The 16475-nt window shown below is 70.0% G+C and carries 19 protein-coding genes; 3 read left to right on the forward strand and 16 right to left on the reverse strand.

Translation table 11 applies throughout. The annotated features are described in order from the left end of the window. Positions 1–44: 44 nt before the first annotated feature. The 10 genes from ACFY1P_RS19110 to ACFY1P_RS19155 all read right to left on the reverse strand — a co-directional run bounded on the left by ACFY1P_RS19110 (position 45) and on the right by ACFY1P_RS19155 (position 7921). Positions 45–230 carry a thiocillin family RiPP gene (locus tag ACFY1P_RS19110; protein ID WP_361522298.1) on the reverse strand — a complete coding sequence of 62 codons (186 nt, stop codon included), beginning with the start codon at positions 228–230 and terminating at the stop codon, positions 45–47. Positions 231–261: 31 nt separating this feature from the next. Next, the gene (locus ACFY1P_RS19115) at positions 262–426 is read right to left on the reverse strand and encodes a thiocillin family RiPP (RefSeq protein ID WP_361522295.1); all 165 of its coding nucleotides are present in this window, start codon (positions 424–426) and stop codon (positions 262–264) included. A gap of 42 nt (positions 427–468) precedes the next feature. Beyond that, complete coding sequence (locus ACFY1P_RS19120; protein ID WP_361522292.1) at positions 469–642, reverse strand: thiocillin family RiPP; 174 nt, start codon at positions 640–642, stop codon at positions 469–471. A gap of 52 nt (positions 643–694) precedes the next feature. After that, positions 695–877: a thiocillin family RiPP gene (locus ACFY1P_RS19125; protein ID WP_361522289.1), complete on the reverse strand. Its 183-nt coding sequence runs from the start codon at positions 875–877 to the stop codon at positions 695–697. 514 nt (positions 878–1391) lie between these two features. Beyond that, positions 1392–2150: a nitroreductase family protein gene (locus tag ACFY1P_RS19130; protein ID WP_361522286.1), complete on the reverse strand. Its 759-nt coding sequence runs from the start codon at positions 2148–2150 to the stop codon at positions 1392–1394. Between the two features lie 2 nt (positions 2151–2152). After that, positions 2153–3853: a nitroreductase family protein gene (locus ACFY1P_RS19135; protein ID WP_390751202.1), complete on the reverse strand. Its 1701-nt coding sequence runs from the start codon at positions 3851–3853 to the stop codon at positions 2153–2155. 9 nt (positions 3854–3862) lie between these two features. Then, positions 3863–4573: a TOMM precursor leader peptide-binding protein gene (locus ACFY1P_RS19140; protein WP_361522282.1), complete on the reverse strand. Its 711-nt coding sequence runs from the start codon at positions 4571–4573 to the stop codon at positions 3863–3865. Positions 4574–4617: 44 nt separating this feature from the next. Next, entirely contained in the window at positions 4618–5952 is a 1335-nt protein-coding gene (locus ACFY1P_RS19145) for a YcaO-like family protein (protein ID WP_390751203.1), read from the reverse strand. Further along, complete coding sequence (locus tag ACFY1P_RS19150; protein ID WP_361522277.1) at positions 5949–7001, reverse strand: ABC transporter permease; 1053 nt, start codon at positions 6999–7001, stop codon at positions 5949–5951. The genes ACFY1P_RS19145 and ACFY1P_RS19150 overlap by 4 nt, the downstream gene beginning before the upstream one ends. Next, a complete protein-coding gene (locus tag ACFY1P_RS19155; protein WP_390751204.1) occupies positions 6998–7921 on the reverse strand; it encodes an ABC transporter ATP-binding protein in 924 nt (307 codons plus the stop codon). The genes ACFY1P_RS19150 and ACFY1P_RS19155 overlap by 4 nt, the downstream gene beginning before the upstream one ends. A gap of 383 nt (positions 7922–8304) precedes the next feature. On the opposite strand from ACFY1P_RS19155, the gene ACFY1P_RS19160 reads away from it, so the two are divergent. Next, entirely contained in the window at positions 8305–9672 is a 1368-nt protein-coding gene (locus tag ACFY1P_RS19160) for a sugar porter family MFS transporter (protein ID WP_361522273.1), read from the forward strand. 179 nt (positions 9673–9851) lie between these two features. Here ACFY1P_RS19160 and ACFY1P_RS19165 read toward each other — a convergent pair whose 3' ends face one another. Further along, positions 9852–10511: an NADPH-dependent F420 reductase gene (locus ACFY1P_RS19165; RefSeq protein WP_390751205.1), complete on the reverse strand. Its 660-nt coding sequence runs from the start codon at positions 10509–10511 to the stop codon at positions 9852–9854. Between the two features lie 75 nt (positions 10512–10586). Between ACFY1P_RS19165 and ACFY1P_RS19170 the strand changes: the two genes are divergently transcribed. Together ACFY1P_RS19170 and ACFY1P_RS19175 are read left to right on the forward strand one after the other, a co-directional pair. Beyond that, positions 10587–10937: a helix-turn-helix domain-containing protein gene (locus tag ACFY1P_RS19170; protein ID WP_361522267.1), complete on the forward strand. Its 351-nt coding sequence runs from the start codon at positions 10587–10589 to the stop codon at positions 10935–10937. Between the two features lie 68 nt (positions 10938–11005). Next, positions 11006–12307, forward strand: coding sequence for a DUF4241 domain-containing protein (locus ACFY1P_RS19175; RefSeq protein WP_390751206.1), 1302 nt, complete (start codon positions 11006–11008; stop codon positions 12305–12307). Positions 12308–12875: 568 nt separating this feature from the next. Here ACFY1P_RS19175 and ACFY1P_RS19180 read toward each other — a convergent pair. From ACFY1P_RS19180 to ACFY1P_RS19200, 5 genes are all read right to left on the reverse strand, one after another. Further along, positions 12876–13556, reverse strand: a complete 681-nt coding sequence (locus tag ACFY1P_RS19180) for a hypothetical protein (RefSeq protein WP_390751207.1) — start codon at positions 13554–13556, stop codon at positions 12876–12878. Further along, on the reverse strand, positions 13553–14113 hold the full coding sequence (locus ACFY1P_RS19185; protein WP_390751208.1) for a hypothetical protein: 561 nt from the start codon (positions 14111–14113) through the stop codon (positions 13553–13555). The genes ACFY1P_RS19180 and ACFY1P_RS19185 overlap by 4 nt, the downstream gene beginning before the upstream one ends. 91 nt (positions 14114–14204) lie before the next feature. Then, positions 14205–15605 carry a DNA-binding protein gene (locus ACFY1P_RS19190; RefSeq protein WP_390751209.1) on the reverse strand — a complete coding sequence of 467 codons (1401 nt, stop codon included), beginning with the start codon at positions 15603–15605 and terminating at the stop codon, positions 14205–14207. A gap of 17 nt (positions 15606–15622) precedes the next feature. Beyond that, positions 15623–16009 carry a DHHA1 domain-containing protein gene (locus ACFY1P_RS19195; RefSeq protein WP_390751297.1) on the reverse strand — a complete coding sequence of 129 codons (387 nt, stop codon included), beginning with the start codon at positions 16007–16009 and terminating at the stop codon, positions 15623–15625. A 260-nt stretch (positions 16010–16269) separates the two neighbouring features. Further along, positions 16270–16416 (reverse strand): hypothetical protein, encoded by a 147-nt coding sequence (locus ACFY1P_RS19200; RefSeq protein ID WP_390751210.1) that lies wholly within the window; start codon positions 16414–16416, stop codon positions 16270–16272. Positions 16417–16475 lie beyond the last annotated feature (59 nt).

Raw genomic sequence — 16475 nt, forward strand, 5'->3', positions numbered from 1 at the left:
TTGCTCATGGCCTCAGCTCATGAGCGGTGCGGCGGCCTGAGTGATCAGCCCGCCGAGGAGAACGAACCGGCGCTGGTGAAGCAGGCGGCCGGGCAGCTGGCGCAGGCGCCCGTGCCGAAGCTGCCGGCGGTGCCCAGCAGGGCCGCGTCGTCGAGCTGCTCGACGGTCATGTCCTCGACGCTGAGGTCGATCGCGAACGCGTCGGTGATCACCGAGTCGGTGCGGAGCATGGTGAAGATCCTTTCCGGAAGGCGCGGGGCCTCAGCTGGTGCAGGAAGCGGTGCTCGCCGTGGAGGCGGTCGAACCCGCCGAGCCGACGGTGCTGGTCGAGGTCCACGTGCCGAGCAGCACGGTCTCGTTCAGCTGCTCGACCTGGAGGGCGCCGAAGTCCTCGGCGAAGAGGTCGACCTGGATCTGGTCGTTCATCGTGACGTCCTTCTCTCTGAACTTCTCTCTGAGGGCGTTGGGTCAGCCGGCGGACGAGGCGCTGGCGCTGGTCGCCGCGCTCGACGCCGGGCAGGCGAAGCTGGTGAACGTGCCGAATGAACCCCACGTCCCCAGCAGGGCCGCGTCGTCGAGGACCTCCGCCGTCAGGCCGGCGGCGTCCTCGGCGAACAGATCGATCTGGTCGATCTCACGCATGGAGTGCTCCTTTCAGGAGGTCGGTTGTCTCGGTTGTTTCCCGCGGTCCGGATCAGCCCTGCGAGCTGGCGGTACCGCTGGTCATGAAGGTCGAGCCCGGGCAGGTCAGGCAGCCCAGGGAGCCGACCGTGGCGACGGAGGCGAGAGCGGCCTCGTTGGGCAGGGTGTCGACGACGAGGGAGGTGTCCTCGGCGAAGAGGTCGAGGGTCATGGGCTCGGTGTTGTGGGTGGACATGTTGTTGCTCCTTCGGGTGTGCCGTGCGGTTGGTTTCGCACGGAGTCTTTGGGGCCGGCGGGGTGGCCTCGGGGTGGTGGGTGCGGGTTGTGTGCGCCTGCGGCGGGACGCCCTGCGGGCGTGGCCTCAATCGCCGGCCGGGCTGTGGTTGTGGGTGCCGGGGGTGGGGCCTCCGGGCTGGGGACCTGGAACGCGGTGCGGGCGCCCTTGGGCGTTTTGGGTGCCGTGAAGTCGCACCGCGTTCCAGAACCCCACCCTCCGGCCCCACCCCCTCCCGCCGGAGGGCGACATGAAGGCCTGTTCCGGGCAACAACCAGCCCGTCCGGCGTTGAGGACGCGGCCGCAGGCCGCTCCCGCCGCAGGCGGCGAACCTGGGCGCAGCTCGGGGTCTGGGGCAGAGCCCCAGTTTCGGGAAGGGGCGGGGTAGGGGAACAAAGCGCCGCAGGCGCCAACGGACCCGCACATCAGACGCAGCGGGCAGGGCCGGGGCCGGGGAAGAGCACGGAACCGCGCGTCAGCGCGCCTCGTACCCCAGCGAGAACGCCAGCAACTGCACGTTCCGATAACCGTCCACCGGAACGAGCGGCTTGAGCGCCGCCGCCAGGAACCCGGCGAAAATGCTGCCGGAGAGGCCATGGGAGAGAGCGGCCAGCCAGGCCGTCTGAGCGGCCGCACCGGCCCGGGTCAGCAGCAGCCGGTGCCCGTGCTCACCGTGCCGGTCGAGCGACGCCGCCAGCGGGCCGCACACGATCACGATGGCGGGCGCGTCCGCGTACTCGAGCTGGAGGACGAGATCGGCCGCGGCCTCGCCGTCCGGCAGTTCGGCGAGCGGGGTGAAGTCGCCCCGGTCGGCGGAGTGGAGGTAGAGCCCCTGCGGCAGACCGGCCACCGACCGGGCCGCGACCAGGAACTCCAGCCCCGCACCGGCCTCGTGGTCCGGCCAGGCCGACCGGTCGAAGTCCGCCGCCTGCCGCACGACCGAGGCGAGCAGCTCGACCGGCACCGGCTCGCCGTCGTAGGCCCGTACGGACTTGCGGCGGCGCAGCGCGGTCTCCAGTGCCACCTGGGCCGGCGGGGCGCTCACGGCGGCGATCCCCCGCGCGCCCGCCGGAGCCAGCGGCTCGCGGAGCGCGGGGTCGGCGGCCGGGGCGGCGTCCAGCAGGTCCTCGGCGGTCAGGCGGCTGCGGGACTGGAGCTCCCTGAGCACGTCGCCGTGGTCGGGCAGCAGGGCGACCCGGCGGCCGTTCGGCTCATGGACGCGTGTCGTCTCCATGATCAGGACTCCTTCGCGGCGGAGGGCCGCAGCAGCAGGACACCGGTGACGGGTTCGGCGTCGAGGTCGAGGTCGAGCAGGTCGGCCAGGTGGAGGTCGTCCCAGCGGTCGAGGGGCCGCGCGTCGAGGCCCAGGGAGCGGGCCACGTGGCTCATCTGCGCGACGGCCACGCCCGCATCGAGGTGGACGACGCGCCAGGCGAACCCCGAGTACTTGGAGGCGACCCGGGCCAGCGCCCCGGTGAGCACGACGGCCACGGGCTGCCCCGTGTGGCCCGTTCCCGCGTCCGTGGCGGCCGAGAGGCGGGCCAGGCGGTGGGAGTGCGTGAGATAGCCCCACGTGCCGTCCTCCAGCCCGGCCACGCCCTGGGTGACGACGTGCAGTTGCACCGAACCGAGGTTGCCGCCGGTGGGGTTCCACCGCTGCACCTGGCGGGTGGGCTCCGTCTCGTCGCGCAGCCCGGCACCCCGCAGCAGCACCGACGACAGCCGCGCGAGGTCGACGCCCGCCGCCGGTTCCGGGGCGTCCAGGCCCAACGGCGTGTACGGGAAGGCGCCTTCGCGGGGCAGCTCCAGCGTGCGCGCGCTCGGCCAGCGCTTGCTGTCGTGCTGGAGCGCGATGTTGCCCGGCTTGTAATGCGCCTGGTGGTCACGCGGGTTGAGCAGTTTGCGCGGCGGGAAGCCGACCGACGCCTCGAAGGCCAGGGCGAGCGGCACGCCCGCCTCGGTCAGTGTCGATCGCGCGTCCGTGACGTCCGGCACCTGGGCGACGACATGGACGGTCTGGGTCCACTCGGCCAGATCGGCCCGCAGCAGCCCGCGCAGCACCGGCGCGGAGCCCACCCTGCCGACGACCGTGGTCACCTGGTTGGCGACGAGGGAAGCGGCGAGGGCGCGCCGGACCGCGACGGCCGGCACGTAGGACCGCTCGGCCGGAGCCGGTGCCGTGACCCGCTGCCGCTCCGCGTCCGCGAACGAGACGGTGAACTTCGTGTCGATGTACGGGCCCACGTCGAGCATCCCGTCGGTCAACCGGGCCGGGATCAGCGGAACGTCATGCTCCGCGCACCAGGCGGCGATGCCGTGCAGGCTCGTCGACGAGTCCTCGGTGAGCGCGATCACCAGATCGGCGTCGTCCGGCGGGAGCAGCGAGGCGTCCACCCGCGCCGCCCGTTCCATGCCCGCAGCGACCAGCAGTTCGGCCACCTCGGCGCCGAAGTCGGCGTCACCGGTGATCACCACGCGCGTCTCGCGCAGCCGGTCCAGCACCTCGGCGGTGTTGCGGTTGACGCGCGTGGAGTCGAGGCTGCGCGACCAGTAGCGGGCGGCGTGCGCCGCGCCGCTCCCCGCCTCGGCGCCGTCGGCCGGGTGGGTGCCGGAGAGGTCGCCCTCCTCCAGCAGCCCGCAGGTGTACAGCAGCGCGACGACCTGGGCCACGTGCTCCACCGGCACCCCGGCGGCCTCGGCGATCTCCGTCTGGTCGCGGGTGCCGTCCAGGAGCGGCAGCAGCTTGGGTATGAGGTCCCGGGTGGCCGTGCCCCGCAGGATCTGGCGGCTGGGGGAGCCCTCGACGAGCAGCCCGCCCTCGATGGGGAGCAGCACCAGGCCCCGGCAGAGCGCGGGCCGGACCGGCGCGGTGAACTGCGGATCCGTCGCGACGGCGCGGCGCATGTCCTGGGCTGAGATGAGTTTGCTGTTGGCCATGCCATTACCTCACTGACGGGCGGGGATCGAGGGCGCGGCCACCTCGGTGGCCGCGCCCGGCGCGGACGGCTCCGTGGCGGGCAGCCACGGCGCCAGGTCGTCGGCCAGGTCCTGCCAGCTGGAACCCTCCGGGCCCGCCCCCGCGCGGGTCCGGCAGCGGTCACAGTGGTGGACGCCGACGACCCGCGCGCTGGTGATGAGCTGTTCCAGCAGGTGCCAGTGGCGTACGGTCCCCGCGTCCCGCCGTCCGCCGTCGTCCTCCAGGCGGTGCAGCAGGTCGAGCGCCGAGCCCGCGGCCAGCGCCACGTGCTGCGGGAGGAAGCCCTCCGGCCCGGCGGCCGGCTCGGCGTCGTAGTGCGCGTGCAGGGCGGCGGTGATCGCGCTGTCCCGCTCGTGCTGCTTGCGGCGCTTGCCGAAGCAGCGGTAGCAGGCACCGGCGCCCGGCACGACCAGCGGGCCGATCCGCAGCCGCGGGTGCTCGGCCACGATGGGGAACCACGGGGTCCGCCAGTCGGCCGACCGGGCGTCGAGCACGTCCGCCAGGTGCGGGACCTCGCGCCAGGAGACCAGGACGCGGACGTCCGCGCGCGGCCAGCCGGCGGGGAACCGCTGATGGCCGTCCCGGTCCGTGGTGACCACGACGCCGTCGTGTTCCCGGCGGAGCCGCTCCGCGACGGCGACACCGAAGTCACCGACTGCGAGCACATGCACCTTGGTCATGGATGTCCATTTCTCCGAAACGTGTCAGGTCTTGGCGGCCGTGCTCAGGCGAACGGCTGCGGCAGCGGGTTGATCTCCGCCTCCTGGCGCACCGGGTAGCCCATCCGGCGCGGCGCGTCGTAGAGCCGCGGGTGGGCCAGATAGCGGGCCCGGTGGGTGAAGGCGAGCGGCATCAGCTCGGGTACGAGCACCCGCACCACGCGGAAGCCGACGTCGCGCGCCTCGTCCGTCGTGCACTCCACGGCGACCGCCTCGTAGCCCGCGCGGTCGAGCAGGTCGACGAGCAGCGCGAGGTCGCGTCCGCTCTCCCCGGTGGTCATGGTCGGCATCTCGCTGAAGGCCCGGCGCGCCGGGCTGTCCAGGAGGAAGTCGAAGTCGGACCGCCGGTCCGGCCGGCCCATGTACGACGCCCCGTGGAAGACGTGCTGGAAGTCGTCGACGGACTCCGGCATCTCCCGCTGCGCCTGCATGGCGATGCGGGAGGACGCGGACTCCCGGACGATCTTCGCGACCGAATCGGCGGGGTCGAGGCTGGTGTTGCACATCACCATCTGCCCCAGCACCTCGTTGTCCGGGGACAGGTCGATCGAGTAGACCGTCGGGATGCCCAGGTCGGTGGTGGCGTCGAAGAAGACCGTGTCGACCAGGCTCCTGCGGGACTTCTCCAGGAACGGCGCCAGCGCGTCCGGCACCTGGTCGAACTCGATGCGCGGCAGGGCGAGTTTCTGGTACCAGGTCAGCGCGATCGCGTCCCGCTCCACCACCTCGCACAGCGCGTTGACGAGTGCCTGGCCGAGGTCCGTGTGCGTGGCGCAGCCGGTGGAGATGGGGTTCCAGGCGCGTTCGCCCGCGGAGAGCGGTGAGATGTGCATCCACGTCTGGACCGCGGGCACCCACTTCGGTACGCGCCGCGTGAGCGACCAGCCCCGCACCCAGCGCATCGGCGCCCTGGTGTCGATGTCGACGGTCAGCGCCTTGGGGTGCGCGAGCTCCGTCGGCGAACAGCGCGGGAACTTCCGCAGGTCCAGGGCCTCTTCACCGAGCTCCTCGGCGGTGGCCCAGATGGTCCACTCGGGCTGCTCGACGCAGGTGGAGTAGCGCTCCAGCGCCTCGGCCACGCTCAGCCGGGCGGCCCGCTCGGGGGCCGGTGCGCCGCCCGCGCCGTCCATGTCACCGCGCGCGCCCTGTCCCCGTACCGAGACGGCGACGTTCTCCGACACGTGGGCGATGTCGCCGAGCGAGGCGGTGAAGATCGGGAAGCGGGCGTCACCCGGGTGGTTGGGCAGCCGCTGTGTGCGGTTGACCAGACCGTAGGGCCCCACCAGGGCGTCCAGGTCGGTGAGCCGGCCCAGGCCGGACTGTAGCGAGGATGTGGTCATCGTTCTTCTCCCTGGTCCCAGCTGAAGAGACGGGCGGCGAGCCCGCCGAAGAGCACCGCCCCGGCCACCAGGACCAGCCAGTCGAGGGTGAGGCCGTACGTGGAAGGGGCACCGGTCAAGTCATGGGTCAGCGCATCCACCAGATAGGTGGTCGGCAGCGCCTTGGAGGCGTCCCGCACCACGGAGGGCAGGAGGTCCAGGGGGAGGAAAAGCCCGCTGGCGAAGAGGACCAGCGGCATCAGCACGGCCAGCAGACCGTTGGCCACCTCGGCGTTGCGCATGCGGGCGGCCACCAGATACCCGAAGGCGAAGAGCATCGCCGCGCCGAGGAGACCCGTGCCGAGCACCCTTACGGCGTCCACCGCCGACAGGAAGCCGAGCCCGATCGCGATCGCCCCCAGCACCACCAGCTGCACCGCGACCAGAGCCAGCCGCACCGGCGCCTGGGCCAGCACGAAGGTCCGCCTGCGCAGCGGCGTGGTGCCCAGCAGCCGCAGGGTGCCGCGGGCCCGCAGCGCGATCAGCGGGGTCGCCGTGCCGAAGAAGGCCATCGACATCAGCGCCATCAGCAGCGCGGTCGGCAGGGAAATCTTGATCGGGTCGAAGGGCTTTCCGCCGTCCGGGGTCCGGAAATCCACCTTCGAGGCGGAGATCCCGCTGTGCCCCAGCGCCGACCGGATGCCTTTCAGCGCACCGAACTTGGAGGAGTCGACGACCACGAGCGCATGGCCGTCCGACGATCCCGAGGGATAGACGATCGCGTCGTAACCGGCGAGGTCACCGTTCTCCGGAAGGCTTTTCCTGTGCCACGGCTCGGCCTTGAACCCGGTGGAGTGCGACAGCTCACGGACGATTTCCTGCTGGTTCTTCGCCGGCGTCACGGCCATCTTGTACGAGCCGCCCGTATTGAGCATGCCGATACCGATGAACATGGCGACGAAGAGCAGCGGGAAGAGCAGGACGAAGAAGATGGTCTTGCCGTCCCGGAAGAGCTCCCGGCTGTTGGCCTTGACCAATTGCTTGAAGGCGGGAGTGAGTGTGGGAATCATTCGCTCTTCTCCTCGGCCTGCCGGCTTTTCGTGGCGAGCGTGCGGAACACCTCGTCCATGCCGCCCCGGGTGATCGCCAGTTCCGACGCCGCCCACTTCGGCTCCGCGGCGATGCGCCGCAAGGTCTCGTCGCTCTCGGTCGTCCGGACCCGGACGGCCACTTTCCCGGCCCCGTCGGGACGCGCCTCCAGCGAGGTCACACCGGGTACGGCGCGGATCTCGTCGAGGTCGGTCCCGGCGTCGGTGGTGAAGGTGACCGCGCTCGTGGTCGTCAGCTCCGAAACGAGCCGCGCCGGTGTGTCACAGGCGGCCACCCGGCCGTCCACGAGCACGGCCACGCGGTCGCACAGCTCGGTCGCCTCGTTCATGTCGTGGGTGGTGAGCAGCACCGTCCCCCCGTTACGCCGGTGCTGCCGCACCACCGCCCACAACAGCTCCTTGGCCTGCGGGTCGAGCCCCGCCGCCGGCTCGTCCAGCACGAGGACGTCGGGACGGCCGACGACCGCGACGGCGAGCAGGAGCCGGCGTGCTTGTCCCCCGGACAGCGCCTTGACCCGGCGGAAGGCTGATTCCGTCAGGCCGACGCGCTCAAGCACACCGTCGATGTCGTCGGGGGAAGGATAGAAAGAGGCCCAGAGTTCGACGGTCTCCCGCACGGTCAACTGCGGGAAGAGATTGGCTTCCTGAGGCTGCACCGAGACCAGCCGGCGCAGTTCCTCCGCCCCCTGCGCCGGATCCTGGCCGAGCACCTCGACCGATCCGGACGTCGGGCGGCGAAGGCCCGTCAGGCATTCCAGCGTCGTCGTCTTGCCGGCACCGTTCGGTCCCAGCAAGCCGAATATCTCACCCCGGTGGATCTCCAGGGTGACGTCGCTGACCACTCTCTTGCCGTCGTACTCCTTGGACAGCTCGCGGATCACCACAACGGTGTCGGCTTGTGCATCCCTTGAACATCCCCCGTTTTTCATGACGTTCATGGAATTCACCGCCCCTTCCGTTCTCCCGCTGTCCACAGCCAACGACCTTCGTCCTTCCTTTTCGGCCCCGGCGATTGCCCGCCGGGCCCGCGGCGACTTACGTTCGAATCCTTTCGCGCGGGCCGTGCCGGGGGCCTCACCCTGGGGTGGGAGGTGAGTAGTTCCTTCGCAGTAGTCCCCCGGGTTACCGGTGGTCCGTACCTGGACGGGAGCGGGTGAGCCACCGGGGCGGGCCGGCTGCCGGAACCTGACGCCGTCTGGGAAATTCCCGCCGGATCTGCCCCAATGGCCCCATGGACGCGTCCCCATGAGACCGAGGAGGTCCCGTGGCACGGATCAGGCTCGGTGAGGGAGCGGTGGCCCGGGAGGCCGGGCGGGGCGGCGCGATGCCGAGGCGGGTGCACCTGGTGGCCGCGCTCGGGGCACTGTCCGGGATGCTCTACGGCTACGACTCCGGGGCGATCTCCGGCGCGCTGGACCCTCTCGCCGCGCGCTTCGGGCTCAGCTCCACCGAGCAGGGCCTGGTCACCAGCCTGATCCTGCTCGGCGCGCTGCCGGCAATCGTCGGCGGCGCGCTGGCCGCGCGGCGCTGGGACAGACGGCAGCTGCTGATCGTGGCCGGTGTCGTCTTCCTCGCCGGCTCAGCCGGCTGCGGCCTCGCGCCGGACGCCGCCACGCTGATGGCCTCCCGGTTCGTACTCGGCTTCGCCGTCGGCCTGGCGAACATGTTCGGCCTGATCCACCTCAGCGAACTCGCACCGAAGCAGCTGCGCGGCCGGATCACCGCCCTCTACCAGCTCGCCGTCAACATCGGCATCCTGCTCGCCTACTCCGTCGACGACGTGCTCTCGGCGTCCGGCGCCTGGCGCTGGATGCTGGGGCTCGGCGCGCTGCCCGCCCTCGTCTTCCTGGCCGGCATGGTGGTGAGCCCCGCCGGACCGCGCTGGCTGATGACGCGCGGCCGCGAGACCGAGGCCCGGCGCGTGCTGCGCCGACTGCGCCCCAGCGGCGACGCCGCCGACGCCGAAGTGGCCGAGATCCGCGCCTCGCTGGCCGAACAGCGCGCGGGCCCACGTGAGTTGCTGACCACCTACCGCCCCGCCCTCCGCATCATCCTGACGCTGACCTTCTTCCAGGTCTTCACCGGGATCAACGCGGTGGTGTACTATGCGCCGGTCATCTTCCGCCACGCCGCCGGGGGCGGCGAAGCCGAGGCCGGCACGCTGGCGAACTACGGCGTCGGCGCCGCGCTCGTCCTGTCGACCGCTCTCGCGCTGCCCTTCATCGAACGCGTCGGCCGCGTCCGCTTGTTGACCCTCTCCCTGGCGGCGCAGGCGCCACCCATGGTCGTGCTCGCCCTCTTCCCGAGCGCCACCATGCTCGCCGTGGCGTGTGTCTTCCTCTACACCTTCGCCTTCGGTTTCGGCCTGGGCCCGGTCTTCTGGCTCTACTGCCCCGAAGCCCTGCCCCTGCGCGCCCGAGCGCTCGGCATGGGCGTGGTGACCTTCACGCAGTACCTCGCCAACTTCCTCTTCTCCCTGACCTTCCCGGACACCCTGGACGCCCTGGGCAACTCGGTCTTCCCCCTCTTCGCGGCCCTCTCGGCGACGGGCGCGTGGTACGTCGCGAAAAGCGTGCCGGAGACGGCGGGGCGGTCTCTGGAGGAGATCGAAGGGGGGTGGAGGCGGGGGTGAGGGGGAGGCGGGGCGGCTCGTCAACGTGGTGACGGTGCTGGGCGCACGAGACCGTCAGGGTGCCCGGCACCGGACCAGGACAGACGACGATCGCCCCAAGGCGGAGGGGAATCCGAGCGCGCCTGATGAACAGAGGCGCCGGTGCTTCTCGGAACTCCTGACGCAATGCCCGGTACGTCTCACACACTGTCGGCGCTTGGGCCCGTCGCATATGCCAACGGCGGCGCGATCGCCCGTACGTCCACCTGCTCCGCCACCCACAGCCCGATGAACAGCGCGGCGGTCGCCTCCAGCAGTCCGGCGCGTTCCAGCCCGCCTGCGGCCACCGGCTCGCAGCCCACATCCCGCACCAGCTCGTACACCTTTGTGAGCGCGGCCTCGTCGTCCCCGCAGACCGGAACGGCGAGAGGCTGACCGTCGAAGACCGGCGGGGTCATCCGCCACACGTCCTCGTGGCAGAGGTTGAACGCCTTGACGACCCGCGCATCCGGTGCCGCCGCGGAAAGCCGGGCCGCCGCCGAGGGGCCGCCTTCCGTCAGCAGCCGGAAGCCGGGCCCGACCGGATTGGCACAGTCGAGCAAGGCCTTCCCGCTCAGCGCCGCGTGGAGCTCCTTGACGACGTCCGCCCCCGCGCCGTACGGCAGCGCGGCCAGCACCACCTCGCCGAAGCGCGCCGCCGCGTGCAGACTCCCGTGCCCCGCACCGCCCCGGATGCGTGTCGCGAGCCGTTGGGCCTTCCGTTCGTCGCGGCCTCCGACGAACACCTCATGCCCGGCCCGCACCCAGTGCGTGGCCAGCGCATCCGCCATGTTCCCCGTCCCCAGCACACCGATCTTCATCGCTCCACCCTCTCGGCGCTTGCTTCAACCGCTTCTGTGACGACAGTAGGAAACCCGTCAGGCACCATTCGGTACGTGACGACCGACGCCTACCTCGCCGATTGCCGAGCCCGCCTCGCCTTCGACCTTCTCTCCAACACCTGGAACGCCGTACTGCTCTGGGTGCTGCGGGACGGTCCCATGCGCCCAGGCGAGCTCCGCGAGCGCATCGGCGGCATCAGTCCCAAGGTTTTGACCGAGACGCTGCGGCGGCTGGAGTTCAACGGTCTGGTGGAACGACACGCCTTTGCCGAGGCTCCGCCCCGTGTCGAGTACGAACTCACCGCTCTGGGCAGGACATTGCTCGGCCCGATCGACGCGTTCGGTGCCTGGGCCTTCGAGCACGGCGATGAGGTCATGGCGGCGCAGGACCGGAACAGCAGGTGAGTTTCAGACCGCGGCCCCCGCTCCGACACGTCTTCAGCCCGATAAGGCCGTTGTCAGAGGCAGCGGCTATGTTCCAGCTCGGCACGTACACGAGCGGGGAGCGGCAATGGTGGTCGAGGTGGGGTACGCGCGGGCGTGGGACCTGGAGACGCGCGCCCTGGTGGCCGATATCCGTCGAGGAGGCCCGTGAGCGGGATGCCGCCGGGCTTCCGTACGTCGTGGTCTACCGGATGGCGGGCCGGGAGTCTCCTCTGGAGGTCCGGCTCGTTTCCTGGCGGGACCACCATGTCGGGCTGTGGGTCTACGACGCCCAGGGCCGCGCTACCCACCACCTCGACATGCGGTTGCTGGACGACCCGGCGCGGCTACTGCACCGCTGCACCGTCGGCTGGCACTACACCGGCCCGGAGATGGCGGAATTCGACGAGGCGTGCCCGCGTGTCACCGTGGAGCTCTTCCCGGACGGGAGGGGCCGGCGCACGGAGGAGCCCCAGGGCAAGCGCGGGGGCTCCCGCGTCACCGTGCCTGGGGTTCGCCACGACCGCTGGACGGACCGGCCCGTCTTCGGGGAATGGCCGCTGTTCTCGGCCCGGTTCCACGGGCTGACGGAGCCGCCGGTGTTCGAGATCACCGAGGCGGCCGTGGTAGCCGACGGCGGTACCGGTCTCGCGCCCGCCACCTGCTGGCGTCCGCCCCGTCCCGCGCAGCCCGGACCGATCGGTGAGCTGTTCCGGCCCGGGGCGCGCGTGAGCGACGGACATCACCCCGAGATGACGGTCGTGGAGCCCCGCCGGATCGGAACCCTGCGTGTGCCCAGTGGACTGCTGGCCGTATCCGGTCCGGACAGCGACAACGGCGACGGGCCGCACATCACGGTCCCCGTCCCGCCGGGGGAGTACGTACTGGAGGAGGCGCAGGCCCGCCACACCTACCACTGCGAGTGGGAGCAGAGCGAAGTCACACGCACGGACACCACGGCCGTCCGCGTGCTCGTCAGCGACGCTCCCGCTGCGACCTGGGAGATGGCCCGCCGGCCCGGCGACGACCCCCGCCTGCTCCGGGAGAACGGGATCTTCGGCTTCGACACCGACGGTGCCACGGGGTGCTTCGCTGACGCCGGTGCCTGGGAGCCGCTCCTCACGCTCTTCGAAAGAGGGCTGGTCCAGGGAGACCCGGACGCGTACGAGGACATCACCGACTCCACGTACCTGCTGCGTACCCGGGACCAGGCCTCCGGCGCCGAGCTGGCGGCCTTCGCGACGACGGGGGACGGCACCCATCCCGTCTGGGTCGGCCGTTCGGAGGCCGGAGAGGTGGTCGGGGTCGTCGTACTGGTGGATGGGATGCCCGAGCTGCTCCCCGAGGGCTGAGCCACCGCTGGTGCCTGACGTGCCTACGCGAAGGAGGCGTTGGACGTGCGAGCCGTAAGGTGGCCCAGATCACCTGCCGGGGTTCTCGATGGGCTGCTGAGGGCTGGCCGGTAGCGGCTCGGCTTGGCGGGAGAGCCGACGTCCTTGATCGGTCCCCGCTCACTCCCCGCCGGCCCTCCAGGCGCCCAAAAACACTTCAGGCCCGGTCTCCGTTGAAACGGAAACCGGGCCTGAAGTGCTGTTTCGGCTGTCGGGGTGGCGGGATTTGAACCCACGACCTCTTCGTCCCGAATGAGGTTCGATCATGCCTGCCGCCTGTTGTGGAAGGTATCCGTGCAGGTCAAGGCGTTGGTGGCGGTTGGTCTCGGGTGGTGTCGCGGTGCCTCTGGGGGAAGATCATCTCCCGGAATTCTCCCAAGCGGCGGTGCGGTGGCAAGGCAGGCGCACTTCCGCACCGCCTTGCGTAGGCGAATTTGCACGACGTGGGGTCGGCCCGGTCGCCGGGTGTCCGGTGTGACACTGCCCACTCGTGCAGAGTTCTTGTCGCTGCGGCGTTTGGCCAGCGGTGTCAGATCACCGTTGAGGGTGTGTGTTTGCTCAGGTAGCTCTTGAAGGTCTTCCTGACTTCCGCCTGGAGGTAGCCCGCCTGTGGTGAGTTGGGGACCACATCGGGCTCGAATCCCCTCTTTCGGGCATCGAGGTACCGCACGATGCTCGATGATCTGGTGTTGGAGACGAAGAGCTCGTTCTGGGTGCGGATATCGGCGCGCAGTCCCTCGAAGTTCCGCGCGAGACCGATGCCGAGGTTGGAGGTGTAGTACTTGCACTCAACGATGAGGACGCACTGACTCCCTCGTGGTGCGATGCCCTGTGCCCGGCTCAAGGCGGCTTCCTCGGCCGGCAGGACCAGCACGTCGCACTCATGCAGAACGCCCGACGCACCGGTCACGTACACACCGAGGTGGACTTCAAGGGCAGGAGCACCGTCGAATTCGATTACGGCATGGGTAAAAGGCTGGCTGTCGCTATACAGGTGACCAGGTCCTGTCCGGAAGACCAGACTGCTGGCCTTCGCCCCGTAGACATCTTCGTAGGTGACAGTTGCGCCATGCCGACTCGCAGTGGCGACGATCAACGAGAAGATGAAGCCCTCGTAGACGTCGTTCGGTTTTGAAGCGGAGTCGTACGAGACGGCCCCTGCAGCAAGAAGGCTTTTGATCTCGCTGACCAGGTGATCGACAGTATTCAACTGCGCACATCCCTCGCCACATCGGCCAGCAGCTGGCTAACGCGCGCACGCCGCTGTGCAGGCATCCGATCAGCCCGGAACTCCGTTCGGCTACGGCGCGATCGAGCGCTTTCGTCTGGTTCGAATACGACTGCCTCGGCGATGCTCCGGCTGCCGGCGTCGCCCTCGGACTCGGCTCGGAGTGTCTTCAGCGACTCCAGCTCTATCTCGGGCAGCTCGACGAGCACTCGCCTCACGGCATCCAGGAGGAGCTGGACACGTTCTTCGTCAGTCATGGCTCGCGTGGCGATGACCAGCGTCCCTCGCTTGCGCGATGCCTCGAACTCGACGTGGCCAAGTTCGCTGCGGTCCACGACCTCGTATCGGGCCGCCACCGAGATCGGGCTAGCGGCATATGTGTCGTCACCGCGGCGCTGAGCACGGCGTCGGAGGATCTTCTCCTCAGGCACTCCAGCGGCGATTGCCGCGTCGACGTCATCGAGCACCCAACTCAGCGCGGTGTCTCGCAGTGCTTCGCGGAGCTGCTGCTCCACGCGGCGCAGTTCGAACTGGTTCATGTCCCCCTCGTATCAAGAGTCCCTGTCTGAGGCTGCCAGCCGGGCGGTGGCCCCTCTCCGGCGCTGTTCCGTCTCGGAGGAAGCGCCACAGTCAGCCGTCGAGCAGACGCTGAAGTGTCTGCAGCGGCAGGCGGGCTTCCGAAGCGGCGACTCCGCCGTTGAATTGGATCCCTTCGGCCGCGAGGATATCCGCGGGTGTGTCCGTGCGCCTCTGGTCGGTCCACTGGAAGCCCTTGCTGACGCGCCCAGCGGCGGTGAGGACTCGCCACGCGTTGGGGCACTGCCCGCAAGTGGCCAGATGGGTGCCGACCGGCACGGCGTGACTGCCTATGACAGACGCTACGTCGCCGTAGGTGGTCCACCGCCCGGACGGGATGGCGCTAAGCAGGGTGTGGAGACTCGTCCAGTCCTTGCGGGCTCCGCTGAACTGCTTGGCCAGGTCCGCGAGGCTGGCGCCTGCCAACGCTTCCCATTCCACGGGATCAACTGTGCTTGGGGTGTCAGCGGTGTCGACGTCCCACCAGGTCGTGCCCCGTATCCCGTCGGGTGTACGGCCGGTAACACTCTTGAAGATGTGGTTGGCCAGCCCGGTCGGCGTGTACGGCTTGCCGTCGGCGCCCCAGGTCAGCGGTTTGGCGGTGTTGTTGTTCCAGACGGCCGTTGCGCGACGCGCATCCTCACCTGCCCAGGCAAGGATGGCCTCGCGAATGGACTGCGGCGCGCCGTGCCTCGGCGTCAGCCGCAGTCGGGTCCCATCCGGCAGAAGGCCAGCGGCGACCAGGACGTGCGCGGCCTTGCGGGCCCGGGAGCGCTCCTCCAGCTTCTGGGCAGCGACCTTGGCCTCGACCCGGGCCGGAGCGAGTGTGAACTCCTCCACTTCCGGCGTCGGATAGATCTTGGTGAAGCCCACGACGAGGTGGCCTTCCACCTTCCACAGGCCCACCTGAACCAGGTCGATGTCGAGGTTCATCTCCGACAACCACACAACGGTGTGGGTCACTTGCTTGGGGAAGTCAGCGGCGATGATCACCTGCCGGGGACGCTGGAGCAGCTCCGGACTCCAGTCCCCGTCCACATGGTCGAGGAGGCGTTGCCTGCACATTTCGAGTTCGACGGCCTGCCCCCTGCCCGCCAGGAAGTCGCGGTGCGCCTGCGCCAAGGTGTCAAGGTCAAACCGGGACACCAAGGCAGCGTAGGTGATCGACTGGAGATGTACGTCCCGGTCGGCCGTTCCCCGCTTCAGCTCAACCACCACGAGGCGACCGGTGGCGTCGAGCCCCAGGACGTCCAGACGGTCCCGTGCCGGCACTCCCTCCGTGTCGGCCCACCGGTCGAACTCCGCGGTGATCACGAGTACCGACTCACCAAGGACATGAGGGTTGTCGATCACCCACTCCTGTAGGTGCTGCCGTTCCAGGAGCCCTTCCGTGGCCAGCCCGGTCGGTGAAATCGGTGTTGCCAGCTGACCTGCAACGGCAAAGAGATGATCCACGTTCCCTCCTCGTGTCTCTATCGGGGATCGCCGGCTTGCCAGTAGGGGCTGAGCGGGTCGGCATCGCCTGACGTTATCGGCCACCGAGCAGGGCGCTGGCGTCCTCGACAGGGTAGTGAGGGCCTGGTTGAGGTGTTCGGGGCGGCGTCCGCCTGCGCTTGCGAGGGCTCTGTGCCGCCGCCTCCTCCGTCGACCGTCCGCGCGGCGCGGGTGATGACCTGTGCGGCTTGGACGCCGCGGCTGAGCAGATGAGGCGAGACGGACGCGACGAGCAGGGCCTTGCCGGAGTGCTCCAGGGCCAGAACCACGATCGAGGGAGCGGCGGGCAACTGGGCGAGGGTCTCGGAGGCCAGCTGCCGTAGCTCGTCCTGCGTGAGGCCGGTGACCTGCGGGGTGGCGGGCAGGCGTGCGTTGTGGACCTGACGACGAAGTTAAGGCGAGGACAGCATGTCTCCACCGTTCTGTTTCCGGCTCCGAGCGATCTGCCGTCGTGGAACTGGCCGACGCCAACTGGCGGCACCCAGTTGCCTCTGCTGACCGCATCTGCGAGCTGTTGTCCGCTTCCACCGCGGGCCACCCACCTGGTGGCCCGCCGCTCGCTCACCTCCGGCACTGTCGGCCTTCCCTCCAGCCCTTCCGGGAGTGCAGGCAGGGGCGAGCGGCGTCAGGAGGCGAGGGCGAGAAGCCCGGTCTTCGTGGCAGTCCAGCGCTTGCTCACCTCGCTGTCACCGAGCGCGGTGTGGAGGCCAGCGAACAGGTCGTAGACCCGGCCCTCGGACAGGGCGAAGGAGTAGAGAAAGGGCCAAGTCACGGACTGCGCGACCTGGCATCTTTCGGAGTAGCCGCCGGAATTCGAACCCGAGATATGCG

This window comes from Streptomyces sp. NPDC001407, assembly GCF_042895325.1.
Classification (GTDB): Bacteria; Actinomycetota; Actinomycetes; order Streptomycetales; family Streptomycetaceae; genus Streptomyces.